The organism is Mastigocoleus sp. MO_188.B34 (assembly GCF_030065675.1).
Taxonomy (GTDB): domain Bacteria; phylum Cyanobacteriota; class Cyanobacteriia; order Cyanobacteriales; family Nostocaceae; genus Mastigocoleus.
Window position 1 is genome coordinate 1 of record NZ_JASJDK010000163.1, and the last position, 14,813, is coordinate 14,813.

Sequence of the window (14,813 nt, forward strand, 5' to 3'; positions counted from 1 at the left end):
CTAAATGTATTGGTTCATTTCTTTTAATCACAGGTAATGAGATGTTGAGCTTGTGAATGCGACGTGACAGTGTTGAATAATCTGGTACTGGGATATCAATTCCCATGAGAGTAAAAATTGAGCTGACAAAGCCTTCTGTTTGCCGTTCTGCAAAATCCTGCAAGTTGTCGTTTCATTTCTTTTCTCCTTCCAACCTCTCACATCACCGGACGAGCGATGCCCGAATTCAGACTGCGCCCGGACCCGTCGCTCCGGTGCATACGTTTGTTAGGTCACTCATTGCATCACAGCCATTGTCTCCGATCAATCCAATGAGGTGCCACTCGGGAGCCTAGGAGTGCGCCGTCTGAACATGTAAATCGCCCAACCAAGCGTATCGCGCCCCCAACGCAGGTATGCCGCTCTTGCGCTGCTCACACGCTCAACCACCTCCACCAAGTCCGGATCATCTGGATGGGTGCGAACGTACTCGGATGTCGCGTACCATTGGAGGCCCTCATACCTGTCCCAGTCGTCTTTGCTGCTCACGATGGTGTGAACGAGCTCCGTTCCTCGCTGCTCTCCGGCTTCTGCATTCGAGGAGTGGCTCCCAAAGTCCTCTCGCGCGCACCCGGATGCCTCTAGGTAATCCCCTGACGGCTCCTGCTGCCAGTATGGCTCTCCCACGATCACCCAGCCGCCAGGCCTCACCATGCTGATCAGCGCTTCGAGAGTATTAGCATGCCCCCCGAAGATCCAACTGGCACCGATACATGACGCCAGATCTAGGCTGTGCGGCTCGTCTGGCTTGAAATCCGCACCATTCATCTGAGTGAAGGTGATGCCAGCACTCGATGCCCGCGCCTTAAGCCTTCTCTCTGCATCGGCGATGAAGAAAGGAGAAATATCGATGCCCACGCCACGAGCGTCATAGGCCTCTGCCAAGCGAATCAGGAACTCACCCTTTCCACATGCAATGTCAACCACGTGGGCGTTGGTCGGGAGGCGCAGAAGTTCCACAAGACGCGTCAGTTTTTCCTCACACGTGGGATTGCATACCACATGTTCACGGTGAGTGATGTCGTAGAACTTCCATGTGTCCATGATTCTCAATCCTTCGACGGTCTAACTATTTATTATACGGAAGGTTTACACATAATCTTTTGCCAAATCTTCCCAATCCTAGTATACCAAGCATTAGGGACTTCAAATTAATAAAACATGACACAGCAAAGTTTAGACCTGACCAAAGCTGAGGCTCTAAATCAAATTTTACCCGTTCCACCTCAGCTAACGAGTCAGGGTGCAAATTGGAGCAATTTAATGCTTGCTCACTATCACCAGCATCCAGGTTGTGAATCTCCCGAATCTAGCTTCCAACAACATGCGTTGGAAATTATGGACATTAATTCTTGCTCGCTTCACGAACGACGTATAGGTAAAACCCATCTTTCCTATGGACTTCAAGGTGGTGAAACTTGTTTCTGTCCGGCTTACACTAAACATTGGACAACTTGGGAAAGAGCAACAAGTTTTACGGTAATAGTATTTGAACCAACTTTTTTTGAGAGAACATCTCAAGAAATCTGGGAGAAAGATTGTGTTGAATTTATACCCAAATGGCAAATATTCGACCCAACAATTCAAGTAATTGTTACTGCACTCAAGTCAGATTTATCAGCAGGATGCCCTGTAGGAAGCTTATATGGTGAATCATTCGGTACATCGCTTGCAGTTCATATTCTCAGCAATTTTTCGATTATTCAAAAAAAGATTCCCAATTGGAAAGGTTTATCTAGAACAAGTCAGGAAGAAGTATTAGAATTTATTGAAGCTTATTTAGAAACAGATATTCGGCTAGAAGATTTAGCCCAGATTGCTAGTATTAGTACGTTTCATTTTTGCCGTTTATTTAAAGAAGCGATGCATATTACACCGCATCAATATGTAATTCGTCGTCGGATTGAACGTGCAAAACAGCTTCTCAAGCAATCCAATCTCAGAATAGTTGATATTGCTCTTGCATGTGGTTTTGCAAATCAGAGTCATTTCAGTCACCATTTTCGGAGGATTGTTGGAATTTCGCCCAAAGCATTTCGGAATCTTTAGCAAAAAGAATATTTAGCAAGAATACGTTCAAAATAGCAAGAATAGGAACGAAACCTTCAAAAGTGTCCAGTTATTCTCAAGATGCTTCAATAATTGGAAGGAATTGAGAAAATGTTTGATATTAATACTTTAAGTGCTACTTATCTTGAACTAAATGGCGCTCAATACCACGTGCGAGATTCTCAAGTGGGAGAAGAATGCGTTCTTTTAATTCACGGATGGCCAGATAATAGTTTAATGTGGGAGAAACAAGTTCCTGCTTTAGCAGAGGCTGGATATCGAGTTATTTGTCCAGATTTGCTTGGTTATGGTTTGAGTGAAGCACCTGAAGAGACAGAACGTTATACACTAGCTAATCTACTAAATGATTTTGTCACTCTTGTAGAAAAACTTGGACTGAAGAAAATTCATTGTATTGCACATGATTATGGTGCTGTTTTGGGATGGGAGCTTGCTTCCCACTCTAAAAATTTAAACTTGAATTTGAAAAGCTATACAGCTATGTCCGTAGGTAATTTAGGAGAATTTTTTAAAATATCTACTGAAAACCTACAAATGCAATGGATTTACTTCTTAAATACCCAAGATATTGCACCTCAACTTTACCGAGCAAATAATGGTTATTTCTTTCGGGAAGTTCTTCGCAGTCATCCAAATCGGGATCTCATTGTGGAAAATGCACTTAAATCAGGTGTGTTTGAGAATATGCAAAGATTAGAGAAAGCTAATCAGGTTCCTGAGTATTTATTAGCCGTACTTACAGGACAAATTCCAGACTTGCTGACAATTAAAGTTCCCACATTGGGAATATGGAGTAATAAAGATGACTTCATGTGGGAATCACAAATGAAAAACTCTGACCAATATATATCTGCACAATGGCAGTATGAATGTATTGAAGGTGCAGGACACTGGTTTATGCTCGAACAGCCAGAACGTACAAACCAGTTACTATTGAGTTGGCTTGGGAAGCATCGCTAAATCACACACAATAAAATTCAAACCAAGCAAGTTAATGAATTTTCGTTTTCGCTAGTGAAACATGCACTTACAGCAGCTTTTTATACCATGAATCTTGTAAAGATTAGTATTAATCAATATAAATCCTAATTTTTTTGAATGATAATCGAATAATATCTGCCTTGTTACATGGGGTCATTGTTCCGATTCTACATAGGATGATAAGAAATTTAGAACTTAGAAATAGTATAAATTGTTCTAGTATAAATTGTTTCAGAGCGACAAAAGTAGAGATTATTTACCCAAATTCAAATTAATTAGGAGAAAATAATGCAAAACTCAGGAGAAAAATTAGAAATTGGTAAAGAATATCCAGCACCAGATGAAGCAGAAGCGATCGCAAATATGACCGCTATTATTGCAGCAGGTCTCAAAACAGATCAAGATCCAGTTCCCCGGGGACAACATGCTAAACATCACGGTTGTGTCAGAGCAGAATTCATTGTTGAGGAAAACTTACCCGAAAATCTCAAATTTGGGGTTTTCAAAGAAGCAAAAACTTTCCCTGCTTGGATTCGTTTCTCCAATGCTTCAGGGGATGCATCACAACCAGATACTAAAGCTGATGGTCGTGGAATGACTATTAAACTCATGGGTGTGGAGGGTGAAAAATTATTGGACGACGAAAAATACACCCAAGATTTATTGGCGATCAATCACCCACTCTTCTTCATCCGTGATATTCCTGAATACATGGATTTATTTAATGCAGTAAAGGAAGCTAAAGGCGGACCACCATTAAAGTTTTTCTTCCCCAGCTTTAATCCATTTAAATGGCGTTTTTCAGCATTTAGGATTATCAGGGCGATTCAAAATGGTAAGATTAATAATCCACTTTTTACTCAGTATTGGAGTACAACTCCTTACAAGTTAGGAGATGGAGCAATGAAGTACTCTGCAAAACCAACTGCTCTTCCTGCTGAAACAAAAAATCCTTCTAAATCAGAGAACTATCTTAGGGAAGCAATGGTTGATTATTTAAAGACCAACGAAGCTTATTTTGATTTTTTGGTACAGTTACAAACAGATGCAGTAGGTATGCCGATTGAAGACCCCACCATTGAGTGGCGTTCGCCTTTCATTAAAGTTGCTACCATCAAAATTCCATCTCAAACTTTTGATTCCGACGAACAGATGGAATTTTGCGAACATCTCTCATACAATCCTTGGCATTCTCTAGAAGCACACCGACCATTAGGAGGAGTTAACCGGGCTCGCAAGTTAGTTTACAAAACCATATCAGAACGACGGCATCAACTAAACCATGTCTCTCCTCCAGAACCAAATGGTCAAGAAAGTTTTCCCAGTCATTAGAATTTTTTACTGAATATGAGAAGAAGAGCGGAGGTGCAGATATATGGAATTTTCCTGACTCCTTTGCTCGTTCTATCCATATTTATTTTAGTATGTTTCATCTGCTACTATACCTTCACCCAGGGGTAATTTTTCGCAAGTCTTTTGATAATGGATGTTACCCATGAACTGTTCCCATTCATCTTTTGTAAGATTGCGTAGCACATTATCACAAACCATTTCAGCCAATGTTTCGGTACGAGCAATCCAAAGACGGACGGTATTGTCATAACTCCCTGAAGCTAGCTTGTTCCCATCAGGGCTAAAAGCTACTGAAGTAACGCTTTCCTCATGCCCTCCTAAGATAATTGGTTTTATGTTAAATTGACGCTGTTCCCAATCAAGATGACGAATATCCCATAATCGAATCGTTTGGTCATAACCTGCCGAAGCTAATGTTTGTCCATCAGGGCTGAAATTTATAAATCCAACCCAAAAGTTATGCCCTTTAAGCGGAATGGGATTTCCAATCTGTCTGTTGTTGTCCCAGTTAAATTTTTCTAAATTCCACAGCTTAATAGTTGTGTCATCACTACTGGATGCTAATAGTTTTCCGTTAGGACTAAAGGCAACTGATCGAACTCTAGACTCATGCCCTTGATGACACATGGGTAGTTCTTCAAGCTTTTTTTTCCTCCAATCAATTTTATTTAAGTTCCATAATCTAATGCAACCGTCATCACAACTTGACGCAAGTGTTTGACCATCAGGACTAAAAGTAACTGAAGTAACACTCGAACCATGTTTATCTAAAACAATGGGTTGTTCATTTAAATGACCTAGTTCCCAGAGAAATATCCTGGAATCTTCTTCCCAAGTACCTACAGCTATTAGTTCTCCCTTAGGGCTGAATGCGATTGAACTGACACCATCCTGAAAGGCACAATTCTTAGAACCTTTAAGAGATTGGATATAGGTAGGAGCATCAAGGTTAGCCACATTCCATAAGTGTACCTTTTTATCTTCACCACCTGTCGCAAGCATTAAAATATTAGGGCTAAATGCAACTGACCAGACTCGCTTTGTGTGCTTTCTAAGGACAGTAGGAGCTTCTTTAGGGCTATGCAACTTCCACAAGTGTACTGTTTTATCCCAACTTGCTGAAGCTAGCATCTGCCCATTGGGGCTAAATGCAACAGACTCTACGTTTTGTTCGTGAGACTCAATGTTCTGTTTGTACCTTCCAGGAAGAATCTTAGGGTTAGCCCGATGATGATTCAGTTTCCATAATCTTATGTCATGATCCCAGCTAGCTGAAACTAATAGATCACCCTTAGGACTGAAAACTACGGAGCTTATGCCAATATATGAGCCCTTTAAATCCTTCGGTTGTGGCTTGCATTGCTCCAAATTCCACAATCTTACTCTTTGATCTGCTCCTCCTGATGCCAACCTTTTTCCATTAGGGCTAAATGCAACCGCTTTGATGGCTCCTTTATGTTCATCTTTATCTAATAAGAATTCGGGTAAAGCGTTGGGGTTTTGAAGATGCCAACGCCTAATCCGCCAATCTTCACCTCCTGATACAAGTTCATTCCCATCTTTTGGGTTAAATACAAGAGAATTAATAATTGCCTCTCGTCCCTTCACTTTCTTCATTCTTAAAGAAATCGATCGAGGCTTAGGAGAAAGGCATAGAGAATTGTTGGAATCATAAAATTCCCAAATAGTGACACAACTTACTTCTTGTTTTGCTCCGAGGTTCTTCGCATCCCCTCCTGCAGCCAGTCTTTTGCTGTCTGGGCTAAAGGATAATGCATAGACCTTTCCCTCAAAGTGGAGAGGTTCAATAATAGATTTGCCGTTAAGAGCCCACAACCTTACGCTTTTGTCCTTGCTTCCGCTTGCGATTATATAGTCAGACTGACTATCTGGGCTAAAGGTAACTCTATCTGGACTAAAGGTAACTGCCGTTATGCCTTTCTCATGTCCAGCCAAAATGATCGGGGATGCATCGGGCTGCTCTAAATTCCATAATTTAATAGTAGGCTTACTTTCCTGATCGGGATCCAACCAGTAGTCATCTTCAGATGAAGCCAACCATTTACTATCTGGGCTAAAAGCTACTGAGAGGACTCCTGAATTATGTTTTCCAATAATTCTTAATTTCTCACCAATTGATTTCTTACTTGATTTTTCTAAGTTCCATAATATGATGGTGTGGTCGTGGCTACCGGACGCTAACCACTTGCCATTTGGACTAATCGCTACAGAGGAGACTTCTTTATTGTGACCTTTTTTAAGGATAGTATTAAACTCATTGCCCACTAATGCTTCACGTAATGCCTCATCAATTTGGTGAAGTTCTAAGTCATTTCCTTGATTTCTAAAGCGATACGCCTGTAGTGCTAACAGAGCACCTAACTCAACTTGTTTATGTCTACTTCTATCTTGCGAGATTAATGGTAGTGCTTGAATTCTTCGCTGATTGTCAGAACGTTGGCGATGCCAGTTTTGAATTGCGGGTGCAAGAATATCCAGAAATATTTCATATTGTATTTCATCTGGATGTTTTTCAGATGGGTCGACAGAACGCAGGATACGATAATTTGCCCCTATAAGTTTAAACAGTAGTTTGTTAAGATCTGATTTGTCTATTCCGCTTAATTCTGCTAAGTCGCGGACAGAATAACCCTTTTTATCTTGGGTAGGAGTTACGAGATTTTGAAAAATCCTCTCTGCAAAGTCTTTCTCAGTCTCAGATAAGGAATCCATTTTCTTGTTAAGATATGTGCTAACAATTCCTTGCGTACCACCTAATTTTCTAAAAGTTTCAAATTTAAGACAATAGTTTGACTTAGGTTCTTTCATCTCCTCCTCCCAAAGAGAGGTCATAATTATCTGTAAAAAAGGAGCAGGAACCCTCCTCTCTTTGCAATAAACTTTACTATTGGAGAAAAAATCTTTCAGTATATTATCCGCCAATCCATCTTCTATATCTACAGGTTTAAGATCTAGTAAATCATTCTCTGACAAATTTTGTCGGTATTTTTCAATCAATTTATTATATATATGAATAGGTTTTTCAATTGCTTGCTTCGCTTGTTCTCGATCAAGATTCTTAATAGAGATTGAACGGAACTTTACAAGGGGTATAAACTGCTGAAAGGGAATGAGTTTAAAGAACTCTGGACTAGGGAGAGCAATAATGAAATTTATCCTGCTACTTTTGCACGACTCCACTGCATTGGCAAATTCTCGAATAAATGTTCCCTTGGTATAAACGCTATCCTCTTGATGATGTCTAAAATAATTACTAAACTGATCAAGAACCAAACATAAATGACTATTGATCTTAGGTTGTCCAAGTAGTCTTTGCCAGTAATTCAGCACCTCGGTCAGTGAGGAAGACGAAAAAATAGCATTGTCTTGGTCATCATCCAAGAATTTCTTAATAAATTTTGTATTTATTTTAGAGATCAATTTTTCTGAGACATTACCCTTCCATTCATCAAAATATATAGAAACCGTTCTTCTCTGCGAGTGACTGTTAAGCTTTTTGATGACACCTGCTTTAAGAATAGAAGACTTGCCTACTCCTGCGGAACCATGAACTATTAATCTATGACTACGGAAAAGGGCTTCAATGATTTCGTCTATCTCTGAATCACGTCCAAAGAAAATATCTGCATCTTCTTCGTCGTAGGAATCTAGTCCTTTATAAGGTCTTTGGGGTATAAGAGTATCTTTGGAATTCATGATAATACCTCCAATTTGCTATTATCCCTCAGACGTTGATTAAGTTCGACAATAAAATCGCTAGGAGACATGGTAATTAGTTGAGCTTGATATATTTTTAGATTCCAATTTTTCTTGTCTTCTTCTGCAAAACTTTCCTGAACAGTCCACCATTTAGTGTTCTGATATTGTCTATCTGGGCAAAAGAGTTTAAGAATTGTGCGAGCTTTTTTATTGTTTAAGCTGTATCCTAAGAATAGAATATTGTTATCAGACAACTTATTTATAAGACAATCTGGCAACATATCGCTAACTCTTTCAAAAATAAGTTGATCTACCTGATCTTCTGTAAAAACACCATTACATAATTTTAGATTAGTAGGATACTTTTCTAACAATTTATGTTGTTTATCATTTATTGGATTCCGATAACTCTGGCTTAGAATTGTTTCTCCATCCCCTTCAGGAGGATAAGTCATGCAAGGAAGATGATGTTGATATCTGCCATGCTCTATACCTTTATCAATATAGGAAATAAGATCAAATTTTTGTCCTTTCCTCACAAGTTCTTGCTCTAATGTCCAGTCATAAATAGTGCTGACAATTAATGGATGATTTTTATTATTAGTTTTTAATTCTTGACTAAAAAACTTAGAAATTTCTGCTAGATTTTGATGTACTCGATTTGGATTATAATGCCGATCCTTACTGCCGAAAACTTGATGCAGTTCACTATATAGATTATATTCTCCAAATACATCATAAATATACTGCGATACAGATTGTAGATTTTTAAGTGGGCATTTATCTGGTAAATCTTGAATGAGTCGAGAGCTACACTTTGGACATATACTTTCTTCGCTTATTGAATTCTCAAGGTAAGTTTTATATTTATTAGCCAAAAGTTCGGCTATTTCAAAATCAGTGGGTGGATATTGGCTACCTAGATTCCATTTGTCTGGTCTGCCATCTTCCGCAATCGGGCGATCACATAAATTGATATCTGGGCCTAGAAAGAATATAAGTTGACCATTTTTTAGAGATTGAATTATCTGTTGGTATAGCTCATCTATTCTTTTTTCATATTTTAACTTTTCCTCCTTGTTAATTTGTTCTTGCTGTTGTTGCAGCCTTTTCAACTGAGCTCGAATTTTCTCTTGCTCATATTCTTGCGAATTCAATTCATTTTTTTTAAGTTTTAATAAATATTGAAAATATCTTTCTTCTTCCTTACTTCGGAAAATGCCCGCGAAATCCAATTCATCTGTTTGAATAGCTGTTTTGATGCGGCGAATTTTCTCTTGACAATATCTTAACTTGGTTTCAAGAGCGTTCTTTTTCTTTTCTATGGATTGCAGACTATCCATTTGCAATTCTCCTTTTCCCTACCTTTGCAAAATCTTTAAACTAGATTGAATCTCATCTCTCTCAGACTCTAAAAACTGTAAATCACTTTGTTTAAGCATCCTTTGATATTCAAGAGATCTTCTTGCTTCTTCACTGGGGAAAATACCTATAAGATCCCGCTCATATACCCGAATAGCTATTTGTATGCGGCGAATCTTCTCTTGACAGTCTGCCAGCCGAACCTCCAGCCTTGCTATGCGTTCATGCTTACCGTTAGAAGGTCTAGATATATTAAGTGGATCGAGGGGTTTATCTAAGAGAAAATGCTTAGTAAAGCCAGCAGCAACTGAGGCTGCATAAGTATGCCAGTCGTCGCCTTTATTCTCATCACCAAAGTCACAAATAGCCTTAATCACTAAGTGATGAATGGGGTCAAAACTTTGCCATACTCCAGCACTGAAGCCATAACCCTCCATTTCAATGGCTTGGATTTTGCGGTGTCCGGCAATAATCTCATCTCGAACAATTGCATTGGCAATCACCTTTTCGCCAGAGGCAATGACACCATAAAGAATTTGGGGATTAGCAGAAGTACTATCGGGACTCAGTAATGTATTTGGGGGAGTCCACGCTGGAACTGCTCGTATCCGATTCCATAAGGTAGCATCTGCTCGATACATAAATGGTTCTGGCCGTTTACCAACAGGAGTGAGCTTTCCTCTTTCGTAGTAATAAATGTCACTACCAACTACTATGTCGCCCAATTTCTGCTTCTCTGGATCTACGCCTGCTGCAATCCCGACCAGTAAGATAGCGTTAGGATGCCAGTGCTGGATAACGTGAGAAACCAACAGAGCAGCGTCAACGTTAGCCATATCGTGAGACTGGGCCACAACAATATTATAAGATTCATCATCATTGAGTTCTAAAGACTTGCGCCAATAGACCCCAGACTCTTTGAAAACCCGATCTTTATCACTTAGCTGAAACGCCTCGCAGACAGCCCGACGTTCAACTTCAATCGCGGTAATAATTGCAAAGTCAATCTTGGCTTCTGCCATAAATCTTTCTCCTAACTTCTTTCAAGAAACTTGTGCTCGAAAGCTTATAAAATCGTACTTTTTGATTTTGTGAGCGTCAGTTTCTTTTATGTTTTGTGGAGGAGAAAACCCAACCCCTCCTCACCCGCTCTACAAAGCATAATTTTATCGTAGTGTGGGCAGTGCCCACCTTACCCTTATTGAGAAGGTGTAAGATATGTGTATAGGGATAAACGTACTGCAAATGCACTATCGCCCCTTTGCCAAATCAGCATATATAAAAATCTCTACTCCCAAAATCACCAAGAGTACAAACTCAACCCAGCAAAGGATTTGAATAGCCCAGTGAGGCTGCAGCACTAGATACCAAAAACCTAGCAAAGCAGTGATCCCCGAAAATACAAATGTAATCTCATCAATAATTAACTGCTCAACCTTGCGACGCTTGCGTCTTTTATCACTTCTGTGCTCTATTTCCCAGCCAAATATGGATTCAATTTCTTCAATGTCCGCACCTGCTTTAGCAGTTAGTACATTGACCTTGTTAACCAATTTATTACGAATATACCTGCCAATTGCCGAAATCTTTTCATCATTAACCACATAAGTCCAGCCCAGAACAAGACTCACCCAAGGTAATACTAGAAGGGCGTCTGGATTTATCTGTTCACCCAACGCAAACGCTAAAACCCCACCAAATACACCGAGTGTGACATAAATCAAGTTGTCACGAAACCCGATGCGCTGAATCTGTTCGTCTTTGAGCTTGTTATATTCCTGAAGATAAATCTCAAGTATTTCTTTTTGTTCATCATTCATAGAGAACTCCTCCCAAACAAGGGTTCTTCTTTACTTGGATATACTCTATTTGGGTATTCCTACAACTTGTCTATCAAAATCTTGTTGACGTTGCTCTAATACTTGTAATTTTTGACATACTGAGTCAGCAATAAAAGTCAGATAACAGGATTTATTTTTGAAACACTTGGTAAATTTATTTACAATATGAGTAAGTGCTTAAGCATTCCGATGATTTCTGTCTGATGATTAAGTTTGTAGAGAAAAGAGTTATAAGGAATCCTGACAGTTAATTTACAGCTTTCTCCTGGTTGCTAGTATTTTCAGTTTAATTATATAGATCTTGTATACATCAAATACTTAATTCTACACACTTTGTATAATTTACATAAATCAACATAGCAGAACTTAAACAATTAACTTAGTGAAAACAAGTTAAAATGTTTATATAGCCTCATTAAACCGAAAAGTTTACGATAAGCGATAGTTCGTATAGCATGGCCGAAAGGAAGGCGTGCCGATCGCCAACCTCTAGAAAGTCGATTTTCTCAAAAAATCTATGTTTCTAAGAGAATATTTGTCGGGATAAAGTATAATTAACACTAATTAATACCATGCTGTTTAATTCAGCTAACATGCCCTACTGGCTATTGTTGGGCATGGGAGTTTTGTTATTTCTATTTGTGATTTTTTCCGGTGGTGGAGACGAAGACATCGATGTTGATGTTGATGTCGATGCTGATGTTGACACCGACATAGACCTAGACGGAGAAGGTAGCTTTAATTTAGGATTTTTGCTGGGATGGGCTGGTGTTGGTAAAGCCCCCTTGATTTTATTACTAGCAACAGATTTGAGTTTATGGGGCTTGTCTGGCTGGATGTTAAATGTTTGGCTAGAGAGCATCCTCAATCAAATTCCCAGTGGTATTTGGAACGGAATAGTCTTATTGTTGTCGCTATTCATCGCTTTATTGATCGGGGGACTGATTGCACGACCAATGGGGAGAATTTTTGCAGAATTTGGCGAAGATACAAGTAGCGATCGCTTGATAGGTCGTAATGGTACTGTCTGTTCTGCTACTATACCTGCCGAAGACAAGGGTAGAATCGGTCAAATAGATGTGATTGATAAAAGTGGCAATTTAGTGACTATCAATGCCACTATCCCAAAATGGGCAAAAGTTATTCCCCATCATGGCGAACGAGTAATTGTAATAAATCGAAAGCAAGATATTTATTCTGTCATCGCTAAAGACACTCCAGATGTAGATCGTTGGTTGAATCTAACTAAGAAAAAAATAAGAACGAAATAAATATTAAAGAAAATGCTGTTTTGGTTAACTTTCATTGAATTATTACCCCTACCACCTACAAATACCTTGGTGGGAGAACAGTACAATATAAGTGATGATACATCTACATCACTTACTTTAATTGCTGAGAAACCAGTAGAAACATCACCCTATATTGCTCAAATTTCTACCCAACCAATCCTTAATCAAATCGATGAAGCCTTTGTTTTCCCTGGGTTGATTGCGGGTATCATCGTACTCATATTACTGAGTATTTGGTCTTACACGAGTATTTATGTCATTACTCCAAATAACGAGGCTTTTGTGAGAACTGGCGGTATTTTTGTGAAAAAGAAAACGGTAGTTCTCAATGGTGGTTGCATTGTGGTACCAGGTTTTCATGAACTCACACGGGTACCGTTGCGAGAAATTTCCATTAATGTCGAGCGTACCGGTAAATTAGCAGTTCGTACTCAAGACTATTTACGGGCAAATATGCGGGTAACTTTTTATGTCTGCATAAATGCCAGTGAAGAAGATGTGCTAATTGCTGCCGCACGACTTTCCAGACAAGGTAAAATATCAGCAGAAGACATCACAGAAGCCCTAGAAACCCGTGCTGATGATGCCATTAGGGCTGCTGCGAAGAAGAAAACCTTGGCAGAAATTGATTCCGACAAGTTAGGATTTGCTGAAGAAGTTTTGAACTTGACTCAGCAAGACTTAAAGAAAGTAGGTTTAACTCTTAACAACATTGCAATTTCCGAAATCGAAGAAAGCGACACCTACGACACCAATAATTTCTTTGATGCTCAAGGAGTGCGTCTGCGTACAGAAACTATTCAACGCTCAATTCAACAAAAGCGTGAAGTGGAATTGACTACCCAAGTAGCTATCGAGCAAAAAGAACTAGATGCTCAAAAGCGATCGCTACAAATTGCTCAAGAAAAAGAAACAGCGGAATTAGAGCAAAAGTTGCAAGTTGAAGCCCTGACAGCACAAAGACAACGGGAAATTCAAGAAGCTAAAGATAAAGAAGCTGCAGCCACCCTTCGCAGCAAAATTTTGCAAGATAAATCGGTAGAAGAAGAGGAAATTCGCAAGAAATTATCTGTACAACAAAGCCAAATTGAAGCTGATATTGCCCTAGAAGACCGTAACAAAAAACTAAAGGTTACACAAATCCATCAAAAACAAGAAGCAGAGCTAGCAGAAGTTACCCGCCAACAAACCGTAGAGTCTAACAAGTTACAAGCACAAGTGCAAATTGCGGAGTCAGAAAAAGTTGCAAGACTCGCACAAGAAGAAGTCGCGATATCAATTGCTAACAAAAAACGAGAAACTTTTGTCGCACAAGCAGAACAAGCCAAAGCAGAAGAATCGGTTAAGACCGCCGGTGAAATCGAAAAAGCCGAACGCAGTAAGAGTCTATCTATAATAGCTGCCGAAGAACAAGCCCAAGAAAAAAATATTGGCGATCGCAACGTCATTGAAATTGATGCTTTTCGTCGTCGCAGACAAGCTGAAATTGCTCAACAAGCTGCAGAACTTGAAGCCGAGTCAATTCGTATTCTTGCAGATGCCGAACGCATTCGAGCTTTAGCTGAAGCTGAAGGTATACAAGCAAAAATTACCGCTGAAAATACCATTAGTCATGCCAGTTTAAGTGCTCAAGTTATCACTACCATCTGGCCAGAACTTTCAGATAAACTACCAGAAATAGTCAGCTCCTTGGCACCACAACCAGGAGTTTTAGGAAATATCAGAATTTATTCTTTTCCAGGGGCAAATAATAATGGCAAAGGCGTAGACGATATTAATAAGTTACTTCTATCAACCAGTGGTATTTCCATGATAAATAACCTACTGGAAGAAGGTAAATTAGGAGAATTAATATCTCAAATTGGGAAGTTAATACATCATCAAGATGCAGCAAAGCCAGAAACACACTTACAGAAGGTTACAGATAACATACCTGTACCCAGTTATAGCCACAATGACTCTCATGTTGATTCAGAAGCCGTAGAAAGTCATTACACTACAAAAGAATAACAGCTAAATTGATGTAAGTAGGTTATTAAGAAAAATCATAACTTGTTTGTAATAGCGCTTTAGCGCTAAAGCGCTACTACGAGCCAAATACGAGTATTTTATATTTATTTACATAGTTTACTTTTTTCTTGCCTACTTACTTAGG

At 39.3% G+C, this 14,813-nt stretch carries 10 protein-coding genes and 1 pseudogene; 5 read left to right on the forward strand and 6 right to left on the reverse strand.

Annotated elements, in window-relative coordinates; all coding sequences use genetic code 11:
* Nucleotides 1-151 (reverse strand): annotated as a pseudogene (locus QNJ50_RS25815) (transposase); the annotation flags it as partial.
* 152 nt (nt 152-303) lie between these two features.
* The gene (locus QNJ50_RS25820; protein WP_300641320.1) at nt 304-1,083 is read right to left on the reverse strand and encodes a class I SAM-dependent methyltransferase; all 780 of its coding nucleotides are present in this window, start codon (nt 1,081-1,083) and stop codon (nt 304-306) included.
* 117 nt (nt 1,084-1,200) lie between these two features.
* Between QNJ50_RS25820 and QNJ50_RS25825 the strand changes: the two genes are divergently transcribed.
* From QNJ50_RS25825 to QNJ50_RS25835, 3 genes are all read left to right on the forward strand, one after another.
* Nucleotides 1,201-2,088 carry an AraC family transcriptional regulator gene (locus QNJ50_RS25825; RefSeq protein WP_300641322.1) on the forward strand — a complete coding sequence of 296 codons (888 nt, stop codon included), beginning with the start codon at nt 1,201-1,203 and terminating at the stop codon, nt 2,086-2,088.
* A 111-nt stretch (nt 2,089-2,199) separates the two neighbouring features.
* The gene (locus QNJ50_RS25830; protein WP_300641324.1) at nt 2,200-3,069 is read left to right on the forward strand and encodes an alpha/beta hydrolase; all 870 of its coding nucleotides are present in this window, start codon (nt 2,200-2,202) and stop codon (nt 3,067-3,069) included.
* A 309-nt stretch (nt 3,070-3,378) separates the two neighbouring features.
* The gene (locus QNJ50_RS25835) at nt 3,379-4,422 is read left to right on the forward strand and encodes a catalase family protein (protein WP_300641326.1); all 1,044 of its coding nucleotides are present in this window, start codon (nt 3,379-3,381) and stop codon (nt 4,420-4,422) included.
* Nucleotides 4,423-4,509: 87 nt separating this feature from the next.
* On the opposite strand, the gene QNJ50_RS25840 is transcribed toward QNJ50_RS25835, so the two are convergent.
* The 4 genes from QNJ50_RS25840 to QNJ50_RS25855 form a co-directional block, all read right to left on the reverse strand.
* Nucleotides 4,510-8,160: a hypothetical protein gene (locus QNJ50_RS25840; protein WP_300641328.1), complete on the reverse strand. Its 3,651-nt coding sequence runs from the start codon at nt 8,158-8,160 to the stop codon at nt 4,510-4,512.
* Nucleotides 8,157-9,506 carry an SIR2 family protein gene (locus tag QNJ50_RS25845; RefSeq protein ID WP_300641330.1) on the reverse strand — a complete coding sequence of 450 codons (1,350 nt, stop codon included), beginning with the start codon at nt 9,504-9,506 and terminating at the stop codon, nt 8,157-8,159. Before QNJ50_RS25845 ends, QNJ50_RS25840 begins: the two co-directional genes overlap by 4 nt.
* An 18-nt stretch (nt 9,507-9,524) precedes the next feature.
* Complete coding sequence (locus QNJ50_RS25850) at nt 9,525-10,547, reverse strand: hypothetical protein (protein WP_300641332.1); 1,023 nt, start codon at nt 10,545-10,547, stop codon at nt 9,525-9,527.
* A 228-nt stretch (nt 10,548-10,775) separates the two neighbouring features.
* Nucleotides 10,776-11,345, reverse strand: coding sequence for a hypothetical protein (locus tag QNJ50_RS25855; RefSeq protein ID WP_300641334.1), 570 nt, complete (start codon nt 11,343-11,345; stop codon nt 10,776-10,778).
* Nucleotides 11,346-11,938: 593 nt separating this feature from the next.
* Between QNJ50_RS25855 and QNJ50_RS25860 the strand changes: the two genes are divergently transcribed.
* Complete coding sequence (locus QNJ50_RS25860; protein WP_300641336.1) at nt 11,939-12,637, forward strand: OB-fold-containig protein; 699 nt, start codon at nt 11,939-11,941, stop codon at nt 12,635-12,637.
* 12 nt (nt 12,638-12,649) lie between these two features.
* Complete coding sequence (locus QNJ50_RS25865) at nt 12,650-14,668, forward strand: flotillin family protein (RefSeq protein ID WP_300641338.1); 2,019 nt, start codon at nt 12,650-12,652, stop codon at nt 14,666-14,668.
* Nucleotides 14,669-14,813: the final 145 nt, after the last annotated feature.

What these genes read in the sequence shown, in the direction of transcription:
- QNJ50_RS25820 (WP_300641320.1), bottom strand. Translation starts at nt 1,083, where the DNA reads ATGGACACATGGAAGTTCTACGACATCACTCACCGTGAACATGTGGTA.
- QNJ50_RS25860 (WP_300641336.1), top strand. Translation starts at nt 11,939, where the DNA reads ATGCTGTTTAATTCAGCTAACATGCCCTACTGGCTATTGTTGGGCATG.
- QNJ50_RS25840 (WP_300641328.1), bottom strand. Translation starts at nt 8,160, where the DNA reads ATGAATTCCAAAGATACTCTTATACCCCAAAGACCTTATAAAGGACTA.
- QNJ50_RS25830 (WP_300641324.1), top strand. Translation starts at nt 2,200, where the DNA reads ATGTTTGATATTAATACTTTAAGTGCTACTTATCTTGAACTAAATGGC.
- QNJ50_RS25865 (WP_300641338.1), top strand. Translation starts at nt 12,650, where the DNA reads ATGCTGTTTTGGTTAACTTTCATTGAATTATTACCCCTACCACCTACA.
- QNJ50_RS25855 (WP_300641334.1), bottom strand. Translation starts at nt 11,345, where the DNA reads ATGAATGATGAACAAAAAGAAATACTTGAGATTTATCTTCAGGAATAT.
- QNJ50_RS25850 (WP_300641332.1), bottom strand. Translation starts at nt 10,547, where the DNA reads ATGGCAGAAGCCAAGATTGACTTTGCAATTATTACCGCGATTGAAGTT.
- QNJ50_RS25835 (WP_300641326.1), top strand. Translation starts at nt 3,379, where the DNA reads ATGCAAAACTCAGGAGAAAAATTAGAAATTGGTAAAGAATATCCAGCA.
- QNJ50_RS25845 (WP_300641330.1), bottom strand. Translation starts at nt 9,506, where the DNA reads ATGGATAGTCTGCAATCCATAGAAAAGAAAAAGAACGCTCTTGAAACC.
- QNJ50_RS25825 (WP_300641322.1), top strand. Translation starts at nt 1,201, where the DNA reads ATGACACAGCAAAGTTTAGACCTGACCAAAGCTGAGGCTCTAAATCAA.